We start from the raw sequence: 16,027 nt of genomic DNA on the forward strand, positions 1-16,027 counted from the left end.
AACCCTCCTTTGATTAGAATGTTTGTTTAAAATGGTAAGTCGTCATCCGACAAATCTACTGGTTCGCCACTATTTTCAAATGGATTGTCATCTTGTTTAGATTCTGATCCACTTTGATTTTGTGAGCCTGAATTGTTTGATGTGTTTGGAGCTGAACTTCCTTGAGTGTTTGCTCCACCTCTAGATGACCCTTTTGATTCAAGGAATTGAACGCTATCTGCAACCACTTCGGTTATGAATACGCGTTTTCCATCTTGACCGTCAAAACTTCTAGTTTGAATTCGGCCATCCACACCAACCATGCTACCTTTTTTCATATAGTTTGCAAGGTTTTCGGCTGGACGTCTCCAAATGACACAATTAATAAAGTCCGCTTCACGTTCTCCTTGTTGGTTGGAGAAAGGTCTATTAACGGCTACGGTAAAGTTAGCAACCGCCACCCCATTTGGAGTGTAGCGTAAATCAGGGTCCTTCGTTAATCTTCCAACTAATACAACTCGGTTTAACACATCAAACACCCCTTATTGATCGTCTTCGCGAATTGCCATATGACGAATTACATCGTCAGAGAACTTCGCAACACGGCTAAATTCATCAACCGCTACAGGTTCGCCTTCGAAATTAACAACAACATAGTAACCATCACGGTAGTCGTTGATTTCATACGCAAGACGACGCTGTCCCATTTCGTCAACATTCGTAATCTCCGCGCCATTATTCGTTAACACGTTGTGAAGACGCTCTATTTCGCTTTTACGAGCTTCTTCTTCAACATCTGGGCGGATGATATACATGATTTCGTATTTATTCATCCGTCTTCACCTCCTCTTGGACTTTACGGCCCTACATTTCATATGAGGGCAAGGAGTAATCTAATTACTCACAATAAAGTATTATATCAAACTTAAGGTTAACTCACAACAATAATTTATCCCCTGATTTTACACATTAAAACGGAAGTGAATGACATCGCCATCTTGTACAATGTATTCTTTTCCTTCTAAGCGAACTTTCCCGTTTTCTCTAGCTTTAGCCATAGATCCTGCTTCAACTAAATCTTCGTAAGAAACCGTCTCAGCTCTAATAAAACCTCGCTCAAAATCTGAGTGAATAATACCAGCAGCTTGTGGAGCCGTCATTCCTTTTTTAAACGTCCAGGCTCTAACTTCTTGTTCTCCAGCTGTGAAATAAGTCGCCAACCCAAGCATGTTATAAGATGCTTTGATTAATTGGTCTAACCCTGATTCCTCAATCCCTAATTCATTTAGAAATTCTTCTTTCTCTTCGCCTTCTAACTCAGCAATTTCCGATTCCACTTTCGCGCAAATGACAATGACGCCTGCTTCTTCTTGTTCAGCATACTCTTTTACTTTTTGAACGTTATCGTTACTTTCAACATCTAATAGTTCATCTTCACCAACGTTTGCTACATAAAGGATTGGTTTAGACGTTAATAAATGTAGTTGTTTAACATATCGCTCTTCTTCTTTTGAAAATTCTAGCGTACGTGCTGGTTGCTCATTTTCAAATGCGTTTTTTAGTTTAGTTAAAATATCGTATTCAAACTGTGCATCCTTCACTTTTTGCTTCGCTAATTTTTCGACTTTGTCATAACGTTTCGAAATCGTTTCAAGATCCGCTAAAATTAATTCTAAGTTAATTGTTTCAATATCAGCGATTGGATCAACTTTTCCTGATACGTGTGTGATATCATCATCACTAAAACAACGTACGACATGACAAATAGCATCTACTTGTCTAATGTGTGAAAGGAATTGGTTACCTAACCCTTCACCTTTACTTGCACCTTCCACAATTCCAGCAATATCGGTAAACTCAAATGATGTTGGAACTGTTTTCTTAGGATTCACCATTTCTGTTAACGTATGAAGTCGCTCATCGGGCACTTCTACAATTCCTACGTTTGGATCAATAGTTGCGAATGGATAGTTTGCCGATAGCGCTCCAGCTTGTGTAATTGCGTTAAATAAAGTAGATTTCCCTACGTTTGGTAAACCTACAATCCCAGCTGTTAATGACATATATTTTTTAAACACTCCTTCAGTTTCCGAACCCACTTCTATCAAGATTAGTCCATAACAATTATAGATATTTGAACGTAAAAAAACAAGCTATAGGGAAAATTAAAAAAACAAAGGCATTTTAGCCCTTGTTTATCAAAAAATAGGTATATAATTTAATTTTGTTTCACGTGAAACATTTTTTCACTCTGATTTTTCTAAAACTTTTTTTAGTTTTTTCTCGAATTTTTTTCTTGGAATTAAAATACTATGATTGCAGCCTAAGCACTTAATACGAATATCCATCCCCATTCGTACAATTTTCCACTTATTTGTCCCGCATGGATGTGGCTTTTTCATTTCAACAACATCATTTAAATCAAATTTAGCTTCAACCATATTGACCACCCTCCATTATTTATTACCTTCTTATTTTATCAAATTTGTCTCTCATTTGCTCGTCTAATAATAGGAAATAATAAAATCATTGCAAGTACATAGATATTAACGATTCCATATAAAGGATACAAGTAACTGATTAAGTTTGAAAAACCAACCAAGGTAAATGGTAACGCTGCTAGGATTAACACGACGCCTACCATCCCTTTGTTCATCTTAAAATAACCTTTTACGCGTGCAATCAAACCAAAAAGACTCGTGATCGCTGTCGTATATATAGCAAACCAAAGTAATACTGTCATGATAAAGAACATTTGAACAGGATAGCCATTTAATATCGCAAACAATGGGATTTCATAGAAAAATAGCTGATCAGAGACGTGTATTAAACTAATATTATACATATAAGATATAAAACCTAAAACTAAACCACTACCTATACTTGCAACATATATTTCTTTTTTGCTCTTTATTTCTTTCCCTATGGCTCCAATTACTGCAATGAGTGGGACAACATTTAATGATGTAAAAGGAATCGATGAGGCCCAATTCGATTGCTCAACATAATGGTATAATAATGGGACTTTTTCTTGAAAAATAAAAACGATTAAAACAACTGCCAATCCTACAATCAACATTGGAAGTAAAAAACGATTAATCGATAAGATTCCATCCATACCATATGGGATCACTGCGAGTAACAGGGTAATTATTAATACCACGCCAATTGAGTAAGGAAGCTCAAACATATTTACAGTTGCACCACTCCCTGAGATCATGACAAATAACATGGTGAATAAGTATAATAAAATTCCCCAGTCATATACATTCGCAAACCTCTTCCCTACTAATGTTTGTAACACCGGTAAGTAGTTCTCCGATTTCATTTCATAACTAATCGTTAAGATAACACTACAACTAACGATAAACATAATCGTAAATAATAAAATAGCTAGTCCACTTTCATGGCCAAAAAACTCCCAAATCTCACGCCCTGAAGCATAACCTGCCCCAATCATAGTTGCCACAATAAGTCCAATCCAACGAAATCCACCTACCATCCCTTCAACCCCTTATGTATATCTTCTAAATCTACGCCATATACTAGTAAAAATATGTACAAGGGGTTGGAAGTATGACTTCTATTAAATTTAACCAATCCATCACGACGTTACATACAGATGACCGTAGTTTTGTTCACAACTTATCCGAAACACTTCACGATAACATTCCATCTAATAGACCTATTATTATTTTGTGTATCGGAACCGATCGATCGACTGGTGATAGTTTAGGACCTCTAATAGGTTATATGTTAAAACAAAAACCTATAAAAGACTTACATGTATATGGAACGATTGATCAACCTGTCCATGCAAAAAACCTCAAAGAGACATTAGATGATATTTATGAGACATACCAACTACCATGCATCATTGCCATTGATGCTGCATTGTCTTCCTTACCAAAAGTTAAATCGATTGATGTAGAAGTCGGGCCGTTAATACCTGGAGCAGCAGTAAAAAAGGATATTAAGCCCGTCGGAGATTTATCTATTAAAGGTTATGTGAATATTGGTGGGTTTATGGAGTTTACGATTCTACAAAACACTCGCTTATCCGTTGTGATGAAAATGGCGAAACAAATTGCACAAGCCCTTTATTATATGGATATTAAGAGGAAGCGCAACAAAAGTTTTGTAAAAATCAAAACCCCATAGATTACTATGGGGTTACATGAGCCATGATTCAACTTGTAAATACACGTATAGAATAATTCCAACTGTCAGTAAGCTTGGGAGTAAATTAGCGACTCTAATTTCAGTGATTTTTAATAGGTTGAGTCCAATCGCAAAAATTAACAAACCACCTGTCGATGTCATATCCTCAATAAATAAGTCGAGCATATCTTTAGGTATCCAAGCATTAATTTGTGTTGCAAAAAGAGCTATTCCACCTTCGTATAATACAACGGGAATAACGGAAAAAATCACGCCAAAACCCATTGTGGTTGTTAAGACTAGTGCAACAAAACCGTCAATGATTGACTTCGTGAATAACACTTCATGGTCTCCGCGCAATCCACTATCTAAAGCCCCAACAACAGCCATCGCACCAATCACGAAAATTAAAGATGCAGTTACAAAGCCTTCTGCTATTCTTGAATTTTGACCAGGCTTTTTAAATTTCACTTCGATATGAGAACCCAAGCGATTTAGTTTTTCTTCTAAGTCGAGCCCTTCACCAATGATGGCGCCGGTTACTAAACTCAGTAGAATTACAATGATTCGTTCAGACGTGAGCGCCATTGAAAAACCGATCAACAAAACTGTAAGTCCAATCCCAACCATGACTGTATCTTTTATTCGTTCTGATATTTTAGTAAAAAATAGTCCGAATATCGTTCCTAATATAATACAAATACCGTTTACAATAACGCCTGTTAGTGCTATTTTGATCACCCTTACCTTAAAATGTTTCACGTGAAACATTTTTAATCTAACTATAAAAGAAAACCCGCCGAATGGCGAGCTCTTATTACTTATGAGTTAGTAATTCAAGTATGCGATTAAAATCATCTTGGTCGAAATACTCAATTTCAATCTTACCTTTTTTCTTGCCTTGTTGTATATTAACACTTGTACCAAATAAGTCTCTTAATTCAGCCTCTTTTGAAGAGATAAAGACATCTTTTTTCGTTGTCTTTTTCTGCTTTTTCTTTTGTTTCTTTTCATTTAATTGAGTAATTAAATTTTCAACTTGGCGGACGTTTAAGTGTTCTTTGCGAATTTTATCAGCAACTAAGACAATTTCCTCTTCTTCTTTCAAAGAAAGTAGTGCTCTACCGTGCCCCATTGTGAGCTCTTTGCTGTTAATCATCGCTCTGACCTTTTCAGGCAGCGATAATAGTCGCATCATATTAGCTATATGAGGACGGCTTTTACCAAGTCGTTTAGCTAAATCATCTTGTTTAATATTTAATTCATGGATTAATCGTTCATAAGCTTCAGCTTCTTCCATTGGTGTTAAATCTTCACGTTGAAGATTTTCTAAAAGGGCTAACTCCATCATTTGTTCATCTGATAGTTCACGAACAACTGCTGGAATCGTTTTTAAGCCACCTTCTTTAGAAGCTCTGTAACGACGTTCACCAACGACGATTTCAAAACCTTTGATCGTTTGCCTTACAATAATAGGCTGCAAAACACCATTCTGTAAAATGGAATCTTTAAGTTCTTCTATCGCATCCGCCTCGAAGTTTTTTCTAGGTTGGTAAGGATTTGGACGAATTTGATCTATTGGTACTTCTTGTACTCCTTCTTCCTCAACACCAAACAGTTCTTCTAAACCTCTACCCAACCCTCTGGCCATTTGCCATCACTTCCTTCGCTAATTCGCTATATATTTCAGCACCTTTAGATTTTGGATCATAAGTAATGATCGGCTCACCATAACTCGGTGCTTCACCTAAACGGATATTTCTAGGTACGATTGCATTAAACACTTTATCTTGGAAGTATTTCTTCACTTCTTCAATTACTTGAATTCCGAGATTTGTACGTGCATCAAGCATTGTCAGCAGTACACCTTCGATAGTTAGGTTTTGGTTTAGTCGTTTCTGCACCAGTCTAACCGTATTCAATAACTGACTTAAACCTTCAAGTGCATAATATTCGCACTGAACTGGGATGATTACGCTATCTGCAGCTGTTAATGCATTAAGCGTTAATAACCCTAAGGAAGGTGGACAATCTATGATTATGTAATCGTAGTCATCTCGAATATTTTCTAGTGATTTCCTTAAACGTAACTCACGAGAAATCGTCGGTACAAGTTCAATTTCCGACCCAGCTAGCTGAATAGTTGCCGGAATCGCATCTAAGTTAGGAACATTTGAAGTAACTCGGACTTGTCGAGGATCTTCTTCTTCAATTAGTACATCATATATACAAGCGGACATATCGCCTTTATTCAACCCTATACCGCTTGTTGCATTACCTTGCGGGTCGATATCAATGAGCAAGACTTTATTGCCTTCATGAGCTAAACAAGCGCTCAAGTTCACTGCTGTTGTTGTCTTGCCAACGCCACCCTTTTGATTCGTAATGGCAATGACTTTTCCCATAATGTCACCTGCCCAATCTATTAGTATTCAATATTTTTATTTTATCATGTATTTGAATTAAATGTTAGATGTATATTATAGAAAAAAGACCCATCTTTTAAAATTAAGATGGGAATACCGTAACTATTAAGCTATTTTTTAGGAATTTTAATGGTAATCTCGTAAAACTCATCTGAATCTTTTTCTTCAGATTCAATGTCCATTCCCGTATCCTGAACCATATTTAATGACTGACGAATGGTATTAAGTGCAATTCTAACATCTTTATTAACCCCTTTTACTTGAGGTTTTTTCTTTTTCTGTTTCTTTTCTTCAGGATTTAAGATCTGTTTTACGTAATCTTCAGTTTGTTTAACATTTAAATGTTTCTCGAGAACCTCATTTAGGACATTTTCTTGTTGCTCTTCTTCTTTTAAAGCAATTAGAGCTCTCGCATGACGTTCTGTAATTTGTTTATTTAAAATTGCCTGCTGGACGACGCTTGCTAGTTTAAGTAATCTTAATTTGTTTGCAATTGTAGACTGACTTTTACCTAAGCGTTGCGCCAACGCCTCTTGTGTAAGCCCGTGAATTTGAAGTAATTGGTCGTAAGCAATCGCCTCTTCTATCACGGTCAATTCTTCACGTTGTAAGTTTTCAATTAATGCCACGGAAGCTGTTTGCGTATCTGTCATATCTTTAATAATAGATGGGATGGTTTCCCATTCTAATGTCTGAACAGCTCGCCACCTACGTTCACCAGCGATGAGTTCATAACCACTCTGGTCTTCTAATTTTCGAACAACAATCGGCTGGATCATACCATGCGTACGAATCGTTTGAGCTAATTCTTCTATTTTCGAATCGTCAAAAATGGTACGCGGCTGATATTGGTTCGGCCTAATATCTTGAACGGGTAGTTCGACTACTTCGTTCAAGTCAATTTGTTCTTCTTGATTAGTTGATTCATTATTTTGCTCGTTTTTTCCAAACAATTTACTTAACGAACTCATTTAGGCACCTACCTTCAAAATTCAATGAATCTCTTAAGTCGAAGTATATTATGTATTAAAAATGTAATGTTTCACGTGAAACATTACATTAATTAATCGTACTATCTTGTGAATCACTACTACTATTCTATCATATTCTAGCATTTGAAAGAAGTAAATTTTATAGAATACTAGCCTTAACTTTACGTCAAAAACCTTTACAAATCGACATTTTCGCTTATGATTCGATCGGATCTTTGTTCGGTGTTCCAGGTTTTCTTGGATACTTTTTCGGTGTTTTCCGCTTCTTATCAATAATCGCAATTGAGCGTTCACTATTTTCAATCGGTAGTGAAAAAGTATGAATAGCGTTCCACTCTCCACCAAGTGTTTTAACAGCTAATTCACCTGATACTTGTTCTTCTTTGAAACTAGCACCTTTCATCATAATCAGTCTTCCTCCAACTTCAACTAATGGTAAGCATAATTCACTTAAGACTGACGTTCTAGCAACAGCTCTGGCCATGACAACATCAAAAGACTCTCGAAACATTTTATTTTTCCCAAACGTTTCTGCACGATCGTGATAAAAGGCTACACCATCAAGGTTCAACTGCTCTGCTAAATGATTTAGGAACGTAATCCGTTTTTTGAGTGAGTCAACAATTGTTACTTTCAGATGAGGATAAATAATTTTGAGCGGGATTGAAGGAAATCCCGCTCCAGCACCAACATCACAAATCGAATCAACTTGATTAAAGTCAACATAGAAAGCAGCCGAAATGGAATCATAAAAATGTTTTAAATAAACGCCTTCTCGGTCTGTAATACCGGTTAAGTTCATTTTTTCATTCCATTCCACTAATACCTCAAAATAGGTATTAAACTGCTGAAGTTGTTGCTCTGTTAAATTAATATTTTGTTCTTTTAATGCATTTATAAACATTGATTCATTCATAAGCATCCTCTATTCATTCGAAGCTTGAGATCTGACACCTTGTTCAATATAAACGAGTAAAATAGAAATATCTGATGGGTTAACACCTGAAATTCGTGATGCCTGCCCAACTGATAAAGGTTGAACTTTTTTAAGCTTTTCTCTAGCCTCCGTTGCAATCCCTTGAATATCATCATAGTTAATGTGTTCAGGAATGCGTTTGTTATCCATTTTTCGCATTTTATCTACTTGCTGCATTGATTTTTCAATATAACCTTCATACTTCACGATGATTTCAACTTGTTCCTCAACGTCTTCAGGTAATGTTTCATCATTTGGGATCAACTGTTTAATATGATCATATTTAATCTCTGGACGTCGAAGTAAGTCAGAAGCACGAACACCATCCTTCAGTGGTGAACCACCTAGTTCATGAAGTAAGTTTTGAACGTCTTCATTTGGTTTAATAATATGCGATTTTAGTCGCTTAACTTCTTGGTCAATTAAGTTTTTCTTACGTGTGAATCGTTCATAACGCTCTTCAGTAACGACATCCATCTTATATCCAATGTCCGTTAGTCGTAAGTCTGCATTATCATGACGTAGTAACAAACGATATTCGGCACGTGAAGTTAATAGACGATAAGGTTCATTAGTTCCTTTTGTCACTAAATCATCGATCATAACACCAATATAAGCCTCAGAGCGGTCTAGAATTAATGGCTCCTTATCTAGGGATTTCGCCGCTGCGTTAATGCCGGCTACAATCCCTTGACCGCCTGCTTCTTCATATCCAGATGTCCCATTAATTTGGCCTGCCGTAAATAAACCGTCAACTTTTTTCGTTTCAAGTGTTGGCCAAAGCTGTGTTGGCACAACAGCATCATATTCAATGGCATAGCCTGCGCGCATCATATCTGCTTTTTCTAAACCTGGGATTGTTTCTAACAAACGTTTTTGAATGTCCTCAGGTAGTGACGTCGATAGCCCTTGAACGTATACTTCTTCTGTATCCCGTCCTTCTGGTTCTAAGAAAATTTGGTGACGTGGCTTATCATGGAAACGAACTATTTTATCTTCAATTGACGGACAATATCTTGGTCCAGTACCACGCTCTGCACCTGAGTACATAGCAGATCGACCTAGGTTTTCATCAATGATTTGATGCGTAAATTCGCCTGTATACGTTAACCAGCATGGAATTTGGTCTGTAATAAATTCTGTTGTTTCATAAGAAAATGCTCGAGGCACTTCATCGCCAGGTTGTTGTTCTGTTTTAGTATAATCGATTGTGTGACTATTTACTCGTGGCGGTGTGCCTGTCTTAAAGCGAACGATATCAAACCCGAGCTCTTCTAACTGCTCTGAAAGTTTAACAGTAGAACGTTGATTGTTTGGTCCACTTTCATACTCAATGTCACCAATCAACACTTTACCACGCATAAACGTCCCTGTTGTTACAATAACAGTTGGTGCGTAGTAAGCCGCCTTCGTTTCAGTTAACACACCTTTTACAGCACCATCTTCTACAAATAACTGATCGACCATACCTTGGCGAAGCGTTAAATTCTCTTGATTTTCAATGACTTTTTTCATTTCTTGTTGATATAAAACTTTATCAGCTTGTGCACGTAATGCACGAACAGCTGGTCCTTTACTTGTATTAAGCAAACGCATTTGAATATGCGTTTTATCAATTGTTTTACCCATTTGGCCGCCAAGTGCGTCAATTTCTCGAACGACGACGCCTTTAGCAGGACCACCAATTGATGGGTTGCATGGCATAAATGCAATTAAATCCAAATTCAAAGTCAGCATTAGTGTTTTCGCACCACGTTTAGCAGCTGCTAGACCTGCTTCAACACCTGCATGACCTGCACCGACAACAATAACATCATATTGTCCTGCATTATACATGTTTGTACCTCCTTTATTATTTTCCTAAACAGAACTGGGAGAACAATTGATCAATAAGTGATTCGTGTACGTTATCACCAATGATCTCACCGAGTAATTCCCACGATCTTGTTATATCAATTTGCACTAAATCAAGCGGCATATCCATTTCAATTCCATTTAAGGCGTCGTCTAGTGCAGATTCGGCTTGTTCGAGTAATTGGATATGACGAACATTTGATACATAGGTTAAATCAGCAGATTCTAATTCGCCTTCGAAAAACGTATTAGCAATCGCTTCTTCTAGTTCATCAATTCCTTCCTCTTGTAAAAGAGAAGTCGTTACAACGGGGGATCCGCCTGCAACATGTTTAACTTGATTCATATCTATTTGTTGATCTAAATCAGTCTTATTAACTAATGCGATGACATCCATACCTTCAGCTGCTTCAAACAATGCAGCATCTTCCTTTGTGAACTCCTCATTACCGTTTAACACTAATAAAATTAAATCAGCATCTTTTAGAGCTTGACGAGAACGGTCAACACCTATTTTCTCCACGATGTCCTCTGTTTCACGAATACCTGCTGTATCAATCAATCGAAGTGGGACTCCTCTTACATTGACATACTCTTCAATCACATCACGTGTTGTACCAGGTACTTCAGTAACGATCGCTTTATTTTCGTGTGCTAATTTATTTAGTAAGGAAGACTTACCAACGTTCGGTCTTCCAATAATAGCTGTAGCGATTCCTTCCCTTAGAATCTTTCCTTGTTTAGCGGTTTGAAGAATTTTTTGCACTTCTTTTTTAACATGAGTAGCTTTTTCTACCAATACTTCGTGCGTCATTTCTTCTACATCGTCATACTCAGGATAATCTATATTCACTTCGACATGCGCAACTGTCTCGATGAGCTCCTGACGTAATTGTCTAATCAATCCAGACAGTCGCCCATCCATTTGTTTTAGTGCTACATTCATGGCCTTATCTGTTTTAGCACGAATGAGGTCCATTACCGCCTCTGCTTGTGATAAGTCTATACGGCCATTTAAAAAGGCGCGTTTTGTAAATTCACCTGGTTCGGCCAGGCGAGCCCCTTCTCTTAGTACAAGTTGTAAGACACGGTTAACTGAAACCATTCCACCGTGACAGTTTATCTCTATGATATCTTCACGGGTGAAGGTTTTCGGAGCTCTCATGACTGTCATCATCACTTCTTCAACTAATTCATTTGTCTTTGAATCTACGACATTTCCATAATGGATCGTATGTGAATCCACTTCATAAATGTCTTTACCTTGAAACACTCGATTAGCAATGGCAAAAGCTTCATCACCACTTAGACGAACAATCGCAATCGCTCCCTCACCAATCGGTGTTGAAATAGCTGTAATGGTGTCTTGTTCCATGACCTTCACCCCTTTCTAATTTCATATTTTTAAGGAAAATATAACCTCAAAACGCAACTCCATGCGTTCAGCACATGATTTTCCTAACTTAAAACAATAACATAAAACGTGTCAAAAGAAAAGGTATTAAGAAGTCTTATCTGCCCATTAAAAAGACTGTCTTCTAGTCAGCTTATATGACTAGAAAGACAGCCCCCCTTTACTTAATTAGGTTTTATAACAACATATCGATTTGGATCTTTTCCTTCTGAGTGAGTTGAAACATCGGTGTGGTCTTGTAATGCTGTATGAATGATTTTACGTTCAAATGATGGCATTGGTTCAATTTTGACATCTTGGTCTGTTCGAACAGCTTTACTCGCTAATTTCTCAGCCAACTGATAAAGCGTTTCTTTTCTTCTTTCACGGTAATTCTCAGCATCTACAACAACGGTTACGTATTGATTTTCATCCGCTTTATTAACAGCTAAATGCGTTAAATATTGTAATGCATTTAGTGTCTGACCGCGCTTTCCTATTAATAGACCAATTTTGTCGCCCACCAACTCAAATGAAATTTCATCTTCACGGTTATCTGGTCGAACCTCGACCTCAATACCCATTTCATGAGCCACGTGTTCTAAATAACTTTTTCCTACTTGAACTAAATCAATTTTCTCTTGAACCTTTACATACGCACGTTTAGATCCAAATACGCCCAATAACCCTTTCTTACCTTCGTCAATGATTTCTACATTCACTTGGTCTTCAGAAAGTCCTAATTGACTTAGCGCATTTTCCTTAGCTTCTTCAACTGTTTGACCACTAGCCGTTATTTCTCTCACTTTTTCGCTCCCCCATTATTATTTTCTTCGAATTGTTTCATCAACGGACGACGAATAAAGATTGTTTGAGCTATCATAAAGATGTTACCGACGATCCAGTATAGTGCTAATGCCGCCGGGAAGAATAATGCAAACCCACCAATCATTAGTGGTAATAAGTATAACATAATTTGCATTTGCGGGTTAACACTAGCAGGTTGTCCTGCCATCATTAATTTTTGTTGTAAGAAAGTTGTTCCCATTGTAATTAAGGCTAACAGTAAGTTGTTAGCAATACCTGATTCTCCTAATTGGAACCATAAAAAGCCGTAATCTCTAATAGGTTCCCAACGGACAATGGCATGGTAGAATGCGATTAAAATTGGCATTTGAGCAACTATAGGTAAACACCCAGCCAGTGGATTAACACCATGCTTTTGGAATAACGCCATCGTTTCTTGTTGTAATTTCTGTTGTGTTTGTTGGTCTTTTGACGAATACTTTTCTCTTAACTTTTGAATTTCAGGCTGTAATAACTGCATTGCCTGAGATGACTTTAATTGTTTAACATTCAATGGAAGAATTAACGTACGAAGTAAAATCGTTACGATAATAATAGCTGCACCATATCCATGGTTAAAAATATCAGTAGCTACAAACTCAATAAGTGACACTAATGGCCACACAAAATATTCTTCCCATACTCCTTCTTTAGTATCGTTAGTAATATCCTGGTTAACATCTAAACAACCGGATAAAAATAAGGCTAACCCTATTAATGTTATGATCAGTAATATTTTTTTGCGCACCCTCTATTTCCTCCTATCAAACTTCACATGTATCTATATTAGTCTCAAGTATGTATTGAGATAAAACTCTATTTAGTATTTTAGCACTTCTTCAGCATCTATTACCATAAGAAATTCAATCATTTATTGACGAAACATGTTAGAGCGCTTCAAAACATGTGTTAAACTTTTTTTAACCTCATGGAAGCTCATCTGACTCGTCGGTTTTCTAGCAATAATGACTAAATCATAATTTGGTTTTATAGAATCTTCTAACTCTATAAACGCATGTCTTAAATAACGCTTAATTTCATTTCGCTTAACGGCGTTACCGATTTTCTTTCCAACTGAAAGCCCCACACGAAAATGGTTTTGATCATTCTTCTCATAATAATATATAACAAGCTGTCGATTCGCAAACGACTGACCATTTCTTAATATTTTTTGGAAATCCTCATTTTTTTTAATTCTGTATTCTTTCTTCATCCAATCATCCCATCATGAGATCTCTACTATAGGATTGACTCATTTCCTTTTATATAAAACTTCAATTTAACGTGAAAAAAGACCACTGAGCTTTTTCAGTGGTCTACGCAGAAAGAACTTTTCTACCTTTTTTACGACGACGCGCTAGAACCTTACGTCCATTTTTCGTTTTCATTCTAGTACGGAAGCCGTGTACTTTATTTCGCTTACGTTTATTTGGTTGATAAGTGCGTTTCATCATTTACACCTCCTGAAAATCTTCCAAGCACGTTACATTTACTATTTCAAAAAACAGTCCAAATTAGTATATAAAATGGAACAACAAATGTCAATTTAATAACGCAATATTCATTGTAAAACATTCTTCTGTTGAACACAAGCATTTATTTATCCACATCTTAATAGAACAACTAAAACAATTTAAAATATATCCACATCATTTTTCGACAAATTAACCACAATATACAGGGTTGTGGATAGAAATTTTGTACATGTTTGTTACATTTGTGGATAAGTATCTACAAGCGTTGTAATTGTTGTGATAATTTGATAAGATAATAGTGTTAATTTACGTGGATAACTTTATCACATAACGCTGTTTTCCACAGGATGTGAATAATTTGTGGATAGTTACTCACATCCTGTTTAGTTTGTTATGCACATTGTTGTGGATTTTGTCGATAAATTTACATATTTGTTGTCTGAGTTATATACAATTATCCACAATTGTTTTATTATTAAGGGCAACGCCTTTTTAGACGTTAGTCAAAGGAGTGAACTAGTTGGATAACATAGCAGAGATCTGGACCAAAGCTTTAGCTGAAATTGAGAAAAAAGTGAGTAAACCAAGCTTTGATACTTGGCTAAAATCAACTGAAGCTAAATATATACAAGACAACCAAATTGTGATTGCCGCTCCAAATGAGTTCGCAAGGGATTGGCTTGAAAATAGTTATTCATCATTAATTTCATCAACGATTTATGATTTAACAGGATCTGAATTAGAGCCTAAATTTATGATTCCCGAAACAGAGAACATTGATGAACCAGCTAAACAACCTGTTAAGAAAATAAACCAAATGAAAAATGATCAATCATCTTCGAAAACAATGTTGAATTCCAAATATACTTTTGAAACATTCGTCATTGGTTCAGGAAACCGTTTCGCTCATGCTGCTTCTTTAGCTGTAGCCGAAGCACCAGCCAAAGCCTACAATCCCCTTTTTATTTACGGAGGAGTTGGATTAGGTAAAACACACTTAATGCATGCGATTGGTCATTATGTTTTAGAACATAATCCTCAAGCTAGTGTTGTTTATACAACATCAGAAAAATTTACAAATGAGTTTATAAATTCGATTCGAGATAACAAAGCGATTGATTTCCGCAATAAATATCGAAATGTGGACGTACTATTAATTGATGATATTCAATTTTTAGCTGGAAAAGAACAAACTCAAGAAGAATTTTTCCATACGTTTAACACACTTCATGAGGAAAATAAACAAATCGTTATTTCAAGTGACAGACCACCTAAAGAAATACCTACTTTAGAAGATCGCTTACGTTCCCGTTTCGAATGGGGATTAATTACCGATATTACACCTCCTGATTTAGAAACACGTATTGCGATTTTACGTAAAAAAGCAAAAGCAGATGGACTAGATATCCCTAATGAAGTGATGCTTTATATTGCGAATCAGATCGATACAAATATACGTGAATTAGAAGGTGCTCTTATAAGAGTTGTTGCGTATTCATCACTCGTAAATGAGGATATCGACGCCGCTTTAGCAGCTAATGCATTAAAAGACATCATCCCTAATAGTCAACCAAGAGAAATTACAATTAAAGGCATACAGGAAATTGTGGCAGAAAAATATCATATTCGAATTGAGGATTTTGCAGCTAAGAAACGAACGAAGTCAGTCGCCTTCCCGAGACAAATAGCGATGTATTTATCAAGAGAATTAACTGATTTTTCTCTTCCTAAAATCGGTGAAGAATTTGGTGGGCGTGATCATACAACTGTCATACATGCTCATGAAAAAATCTCTAAAATGATGTCTGATGATTTACAACTACAACGAGAAATTGATGATTTAACCGAATCCATTAAGTCATCTTAAATTGTGAACATGTGTATAAACCTTACACACTTATAAACACGTTATCCACATGTGAATA

General features: G+C 36.4%; 18 protein-coding genes. 2 read left to right on the forward strand and 16 right to left on the reverse strand.

What is annotated here, in order from left to right:
• Nucleotides 1-26 precede the first annotated feature (26 nt).
• The 5 genes from ssb to EDC24_RS11660 all read right to left on the reverse strand — a co-directional run bounded on the left by ssb (nucleotide 27) and on the right by EDC24_RS11660 (nucleotide 3,481).
• Nucleotides 27-509: a single-stranded DNA-binding protein gene (gene ssb, locus EDC24_RS11640; RefSeq protein WP_124222800.1), complete on the reverse strand. Its 483-nt coding sequence runs from the start codon at nucleotides 507-509 to the stop codon at nucleotides 27-29.
• A 12-nt stretch (nucleotides 510-521) separates the two neighbouring features.
• Nucleotides 522-812 (reverse strand): 30S ribosomal protein S6, encoded by a 291-nt coding sequence (rpsF, locus tag EDC24_RS11645; RefSeq protein ID WP_124222802.1) that lies wholly within the window; start codon nucleotides 810-812, stop codon nucleotides 522-524.
• A 129-nt stretch (nucleotides 813-941) separates the two neighbouring features.
• The gene (ychF, locus tag EDC24_RS11650; protein ID WP_124222804.1) at nucleotides 942-2,042 is read right to left on the reverse strand and encodes a redox-regulated ATPase YchF; all 1,101 of its coding nucleotides are present in this window, start codon (nucleotides 2,040-2,042) and stop codon (nucleotides 942-944) included.
• A gap of 183 nt (nucleotides 2,043-2,225) precedes the next feature.
• Nucleotides 2,226-2,420 (reverse strand): DUF951 domain-containing protein, encoded by a 195-nt coding sequence (locus tag EDC24_RS11655; RefSeq protein ID WP_124222807.1) that lies wholly within the window; start codon nucleotides 2,418-2,420, stop codon nucleotides 2,226-2,228.
• Nucleotides 2,421-2,458: 38 nt separating this feature from the next.
• A complete protein-coding gene (locus EDC24_RS11660) occupies nucleotides 2,459-3,481 on the reverse strand; it encodes a YkvI family membrane protein (protein WP_124222809.1) in 1,023 nt (340 codons plus the stop codon).
• 74 nt (nucleotides 3,482-3,555) lie between these two features.
• On the opposite strand from EDC24_RS11660, the gene yyaC reads away from it, so the two are divergent.
• Nucleotides 3,556-4,140: a spore protease YyaC gene (gene yyaC / locus EDC24_RS11665; RefSeq protein ID WP_124222811.1), complete on the forward strand. Its 585-nt coding sequence runs from the start codon at nucleotides 3,556-3,558 to the stop codon at nucleotides 4,138-4,140.
• Between the two features lie 12 nt (nucleotides 4,141-4,152).
• Here yyaC and EDC24_RS11670 read toward each other — a convergent pair whose 3' ends face one another.
• From EDC24_RS11670 to rpmH, 11 genes are all read right to left on the reverse strand, one after another.
• Nucleotides 4,153-4,872, reverse strand: a complete 720-nt coding sequence (locus EDC24_RS11670) for a DUF554 domain-containing protein (protein ID WP_124222995.1) — start codon at nucleotides 4,870-4,872, stop codon at nucleotides 4,153-4,155.
• Nucleotides 4,873-4,957: 85 nt separating this feature from the next.
• Nucleotides 4,958-5,791 carry a ParB/RepB/Spo0J family partition protein gene (locus EDC24_RS11675; protein WP_124222813.1) on the reverse strand — a complete coding sequence of 278 codons (834 nt, stop codon included), beginning with the start codon at nucleotides 5,789-5,791 and terminating at the stop codon, nucleotides 4,958-4,960.
• Complete coding sequence (locus EDC24_RS11680; RefSeq protein WP_124222815.1) at nucleotides 5,772-6,545, reverse strand: ParA family protein; 774 nt, start codon at nucleotides 6,543-6,545, stop codon at nucleotides 5,772-5,774. Before EDC24_RS11680 ends, EDC24_RS11675 begins: the two co-directional genes overlap by 20 nt.
• Nucleotides 6,546-6,676: 131 nt before the next feature.
• Nucleotides 6,677-7,537 carry a nucleoid occlusion protein gene (noc, locus tag EDC24_RS11685; RefSeq protein WP_124222816.1) on the reverse strand — a complete coding sequence of 287 codons (861 nt, stop codon included), beginning with the start codon at nucleotides 7,535-7,537 and terminating at the stop codon, nucleotides 6,677-6,679.
• A gap of 217 nt (nucleotides 7,538-7,754) precedes the next feature.
• Nucleotides 7,755-8,474 (reverse strand): 16S rRNA (guanine(527)-N(7))-methyltransferase RsmG, encoded by a 720-nt coding sequence (rsmG, locus tag EDC24_RS11690; protein WP_124222818.1) that lies wholly within the window; start codon nucleotides 8,472-8,474, stop codon nucleotides 7,755-7,757.
• A 9-nt stretch (nucleotides 8,475-8,483) separates the two neighbouring features.
• The gene (mnmG, locus tag EDC24_RS11695; protein ID WP_124222820.1) at nucleotides 8,484-10,370 is read right to left on the reverse strand and encodes a tRNA uridine-5-carboxymethylaminomethyl(34) synthesis enzyme MnmG; all 1,887 of its coding nucleotides are present in this window, start codon (nucleotides 10,368-10,370) and stop codon (nucleotides 8,484-8,486) included.
• Nucleotides 10,371-10,386: 16 nt separating this feature from the next.
• A complete protein-coding gene (mnmE, locus tag EDC24_RS11700) occupies nucleotides 10,387-11,763 on the reverse strand; it encodes a tRNA uridine-5-carboxymethylaminomethyl(34) synthesis GTPase MnmE (RefSeq protein WP_124222822.1) in 1,377 nt (458 codons plus the stop codon).
• Between the two features lie 203 nt (nucleotides 11,764-11,966).
• A complete protein-coding gene (gene jag, locus EDC24_RS11705) occupies nucleotides 11,967-12,587 on the reverse strand; it encodes an RNA-binding cell elongation regulator Jag/EloR (protein ID WP_124222824.1) in 621 nt (206 codons plus the stop codon).
• A complete protein-coding gene (yidC, locus tag EDC24_RS11710) occupies nucleotides 12,584-13,375 on the reverse strand; it encodes a membrane protein insertase YidC (protein ID WP_124222826.1) in 792 nt (263 codons plus the stop codon). The genes jag and yidC overlap by 4 nt, the downstream gene beginning before the upstream one ends.
• Before the next feature lie 123 nt (nucleotides 13,376-13,498).
• A complete protein-coding gene (gene rnpA, locus EDC24_RS11715) occupies nucleotides 13,499-13,840 on the reverse strand; it encodes a ribonuclease P protein component (protein ID WP_124222828.1) in 342 nt (113 codons plus the stop codon).
• A 103-nt stretch (nucleotides 13,841-13,943) separates the two neighbouring features.
• Nucleotides 13,944-14,078 carry a 50S ribosomal protein L34 gene (rpmH, locus tag EDC24_RS11720; protein WP_124222997.1) on the reverse strand — a complete coding sequence of 45 codons (135 nt, stop codon included), beginning with the start codon at nucleotides 14,076-14,078 and terminating at the stop codon, nucleotides 13,944-13,946.
• 544 nt (nucleotides 14,079-14,622) lie between these two features.
• Between rpmH and dnaA the strand changes: the two genes are divergently transcribed.
• Entirely contained in the window at nucleotides 14,623-15,969 is a 1,347-nt protein-coding gene (dnaA, locus tag EDC24_RS11725; protein WP_124222830.1) for a chromosomal replication initiator protein DnaA, read from the forward strand.
• Nucleotides 15,970-16,027: the final 58 nt, after the last annotated feature.

The organism is Aquisalibacillus elongatus (assembly GCF_003843875.1).
Lineage (GTDB): Bacteria > Bacillota > Bacilli > Bacillales > Alkalibacillaceae > Aquisalibacillus > Aquisalibacillus elongatus.

Bases quoted from the DNA above. Each gene is read 5' to 3' on its own strand.
- rpsF (WP_124222802.1), bottom strand. From the start codon at position 812: ATGAATAAATACGAAATCATGTATATCATCCGCCCAGATGTTGAAGAA.
- ychF (WP_124222804.1), bottom strand. From the start codon at position 2,042: ATGTCATTAACAGCTGGGATTGTAGGTTTACCAAACGTAGGGAAATCT.
- EDC24_RS11655 (WP_124222807.1), bottom strand. From the start codon at position 2,420: ATGGTTGAAGCTAAATTTGATTTAAATGATGTTGTTGAAATGAAAAAG.
- EDC24_RS11660 (WP_124222809.1), bottom strand. From the start codon at position 3,481: ATGGTAGGTGGATTTCGTTGGATTGGACTTATTGTGGCAACTATGATT.
- yyaC (WP_124222811.1), top strand. From the start codon at position 3,556: ATGACTTCTATTAAATTTAACCAATCCATCACGACGTTACATACAGAT.
- EDC24_RS11675 (WP_124222813.1), bottom strand. From the start codon at position 5,791: ATGGCCAGAGGGTTGGGTAGAGGTTTAGAAGAACTGTTTGGTGTTGAG.
- EDC24_RS11680 (WP_124222815.1), bottom strand. From the start codon at position 6,545: ATGGGAAAAGTCATTGCCATTACGAATCAAAAGGGTGGCGTTGGCAAG.
- noc (WP_124222816.1), bottom strand. From the start codon at position 7,537: ATGAGTTCGTTAAGTAAATTGTTTGGAAAAAACGAGCAAAATAATGAA.
- rsmG (WP_124222818.1), bottom strand. From the start codon at position 8,474: ATGAATGAATCAATGTTTATAAATGCATTAAAAGAACAAAATATTAAT.
- mnmG (WP_124222820.1), bottom strand. From the start codon at position 10,370: ATGTATAATGCAGGACAATATGATGTTATTGTTGTCGGTGCAGGTCAT.
- mnmE (WP_124222822.1), bottom strand. From the start codon at position 11,763: ATGGAACAAGACACCATTACAGCTATTTCAACACCGATTGGTGAGGGA.
- rnpA (WP_124222828.1), bottom strand. From the start codon at position 13,840: ATGAAGAAAGAATACAGAATTAAAAAAAATGAGGATTTCCAAAAAATA.
- rpmH (WP_124222997.1), bottom strand. From the start codon at position 14,078: ATGAAACGCACTTATCAACCAAATAAACGTAAGCGAAATAAAGTACAC.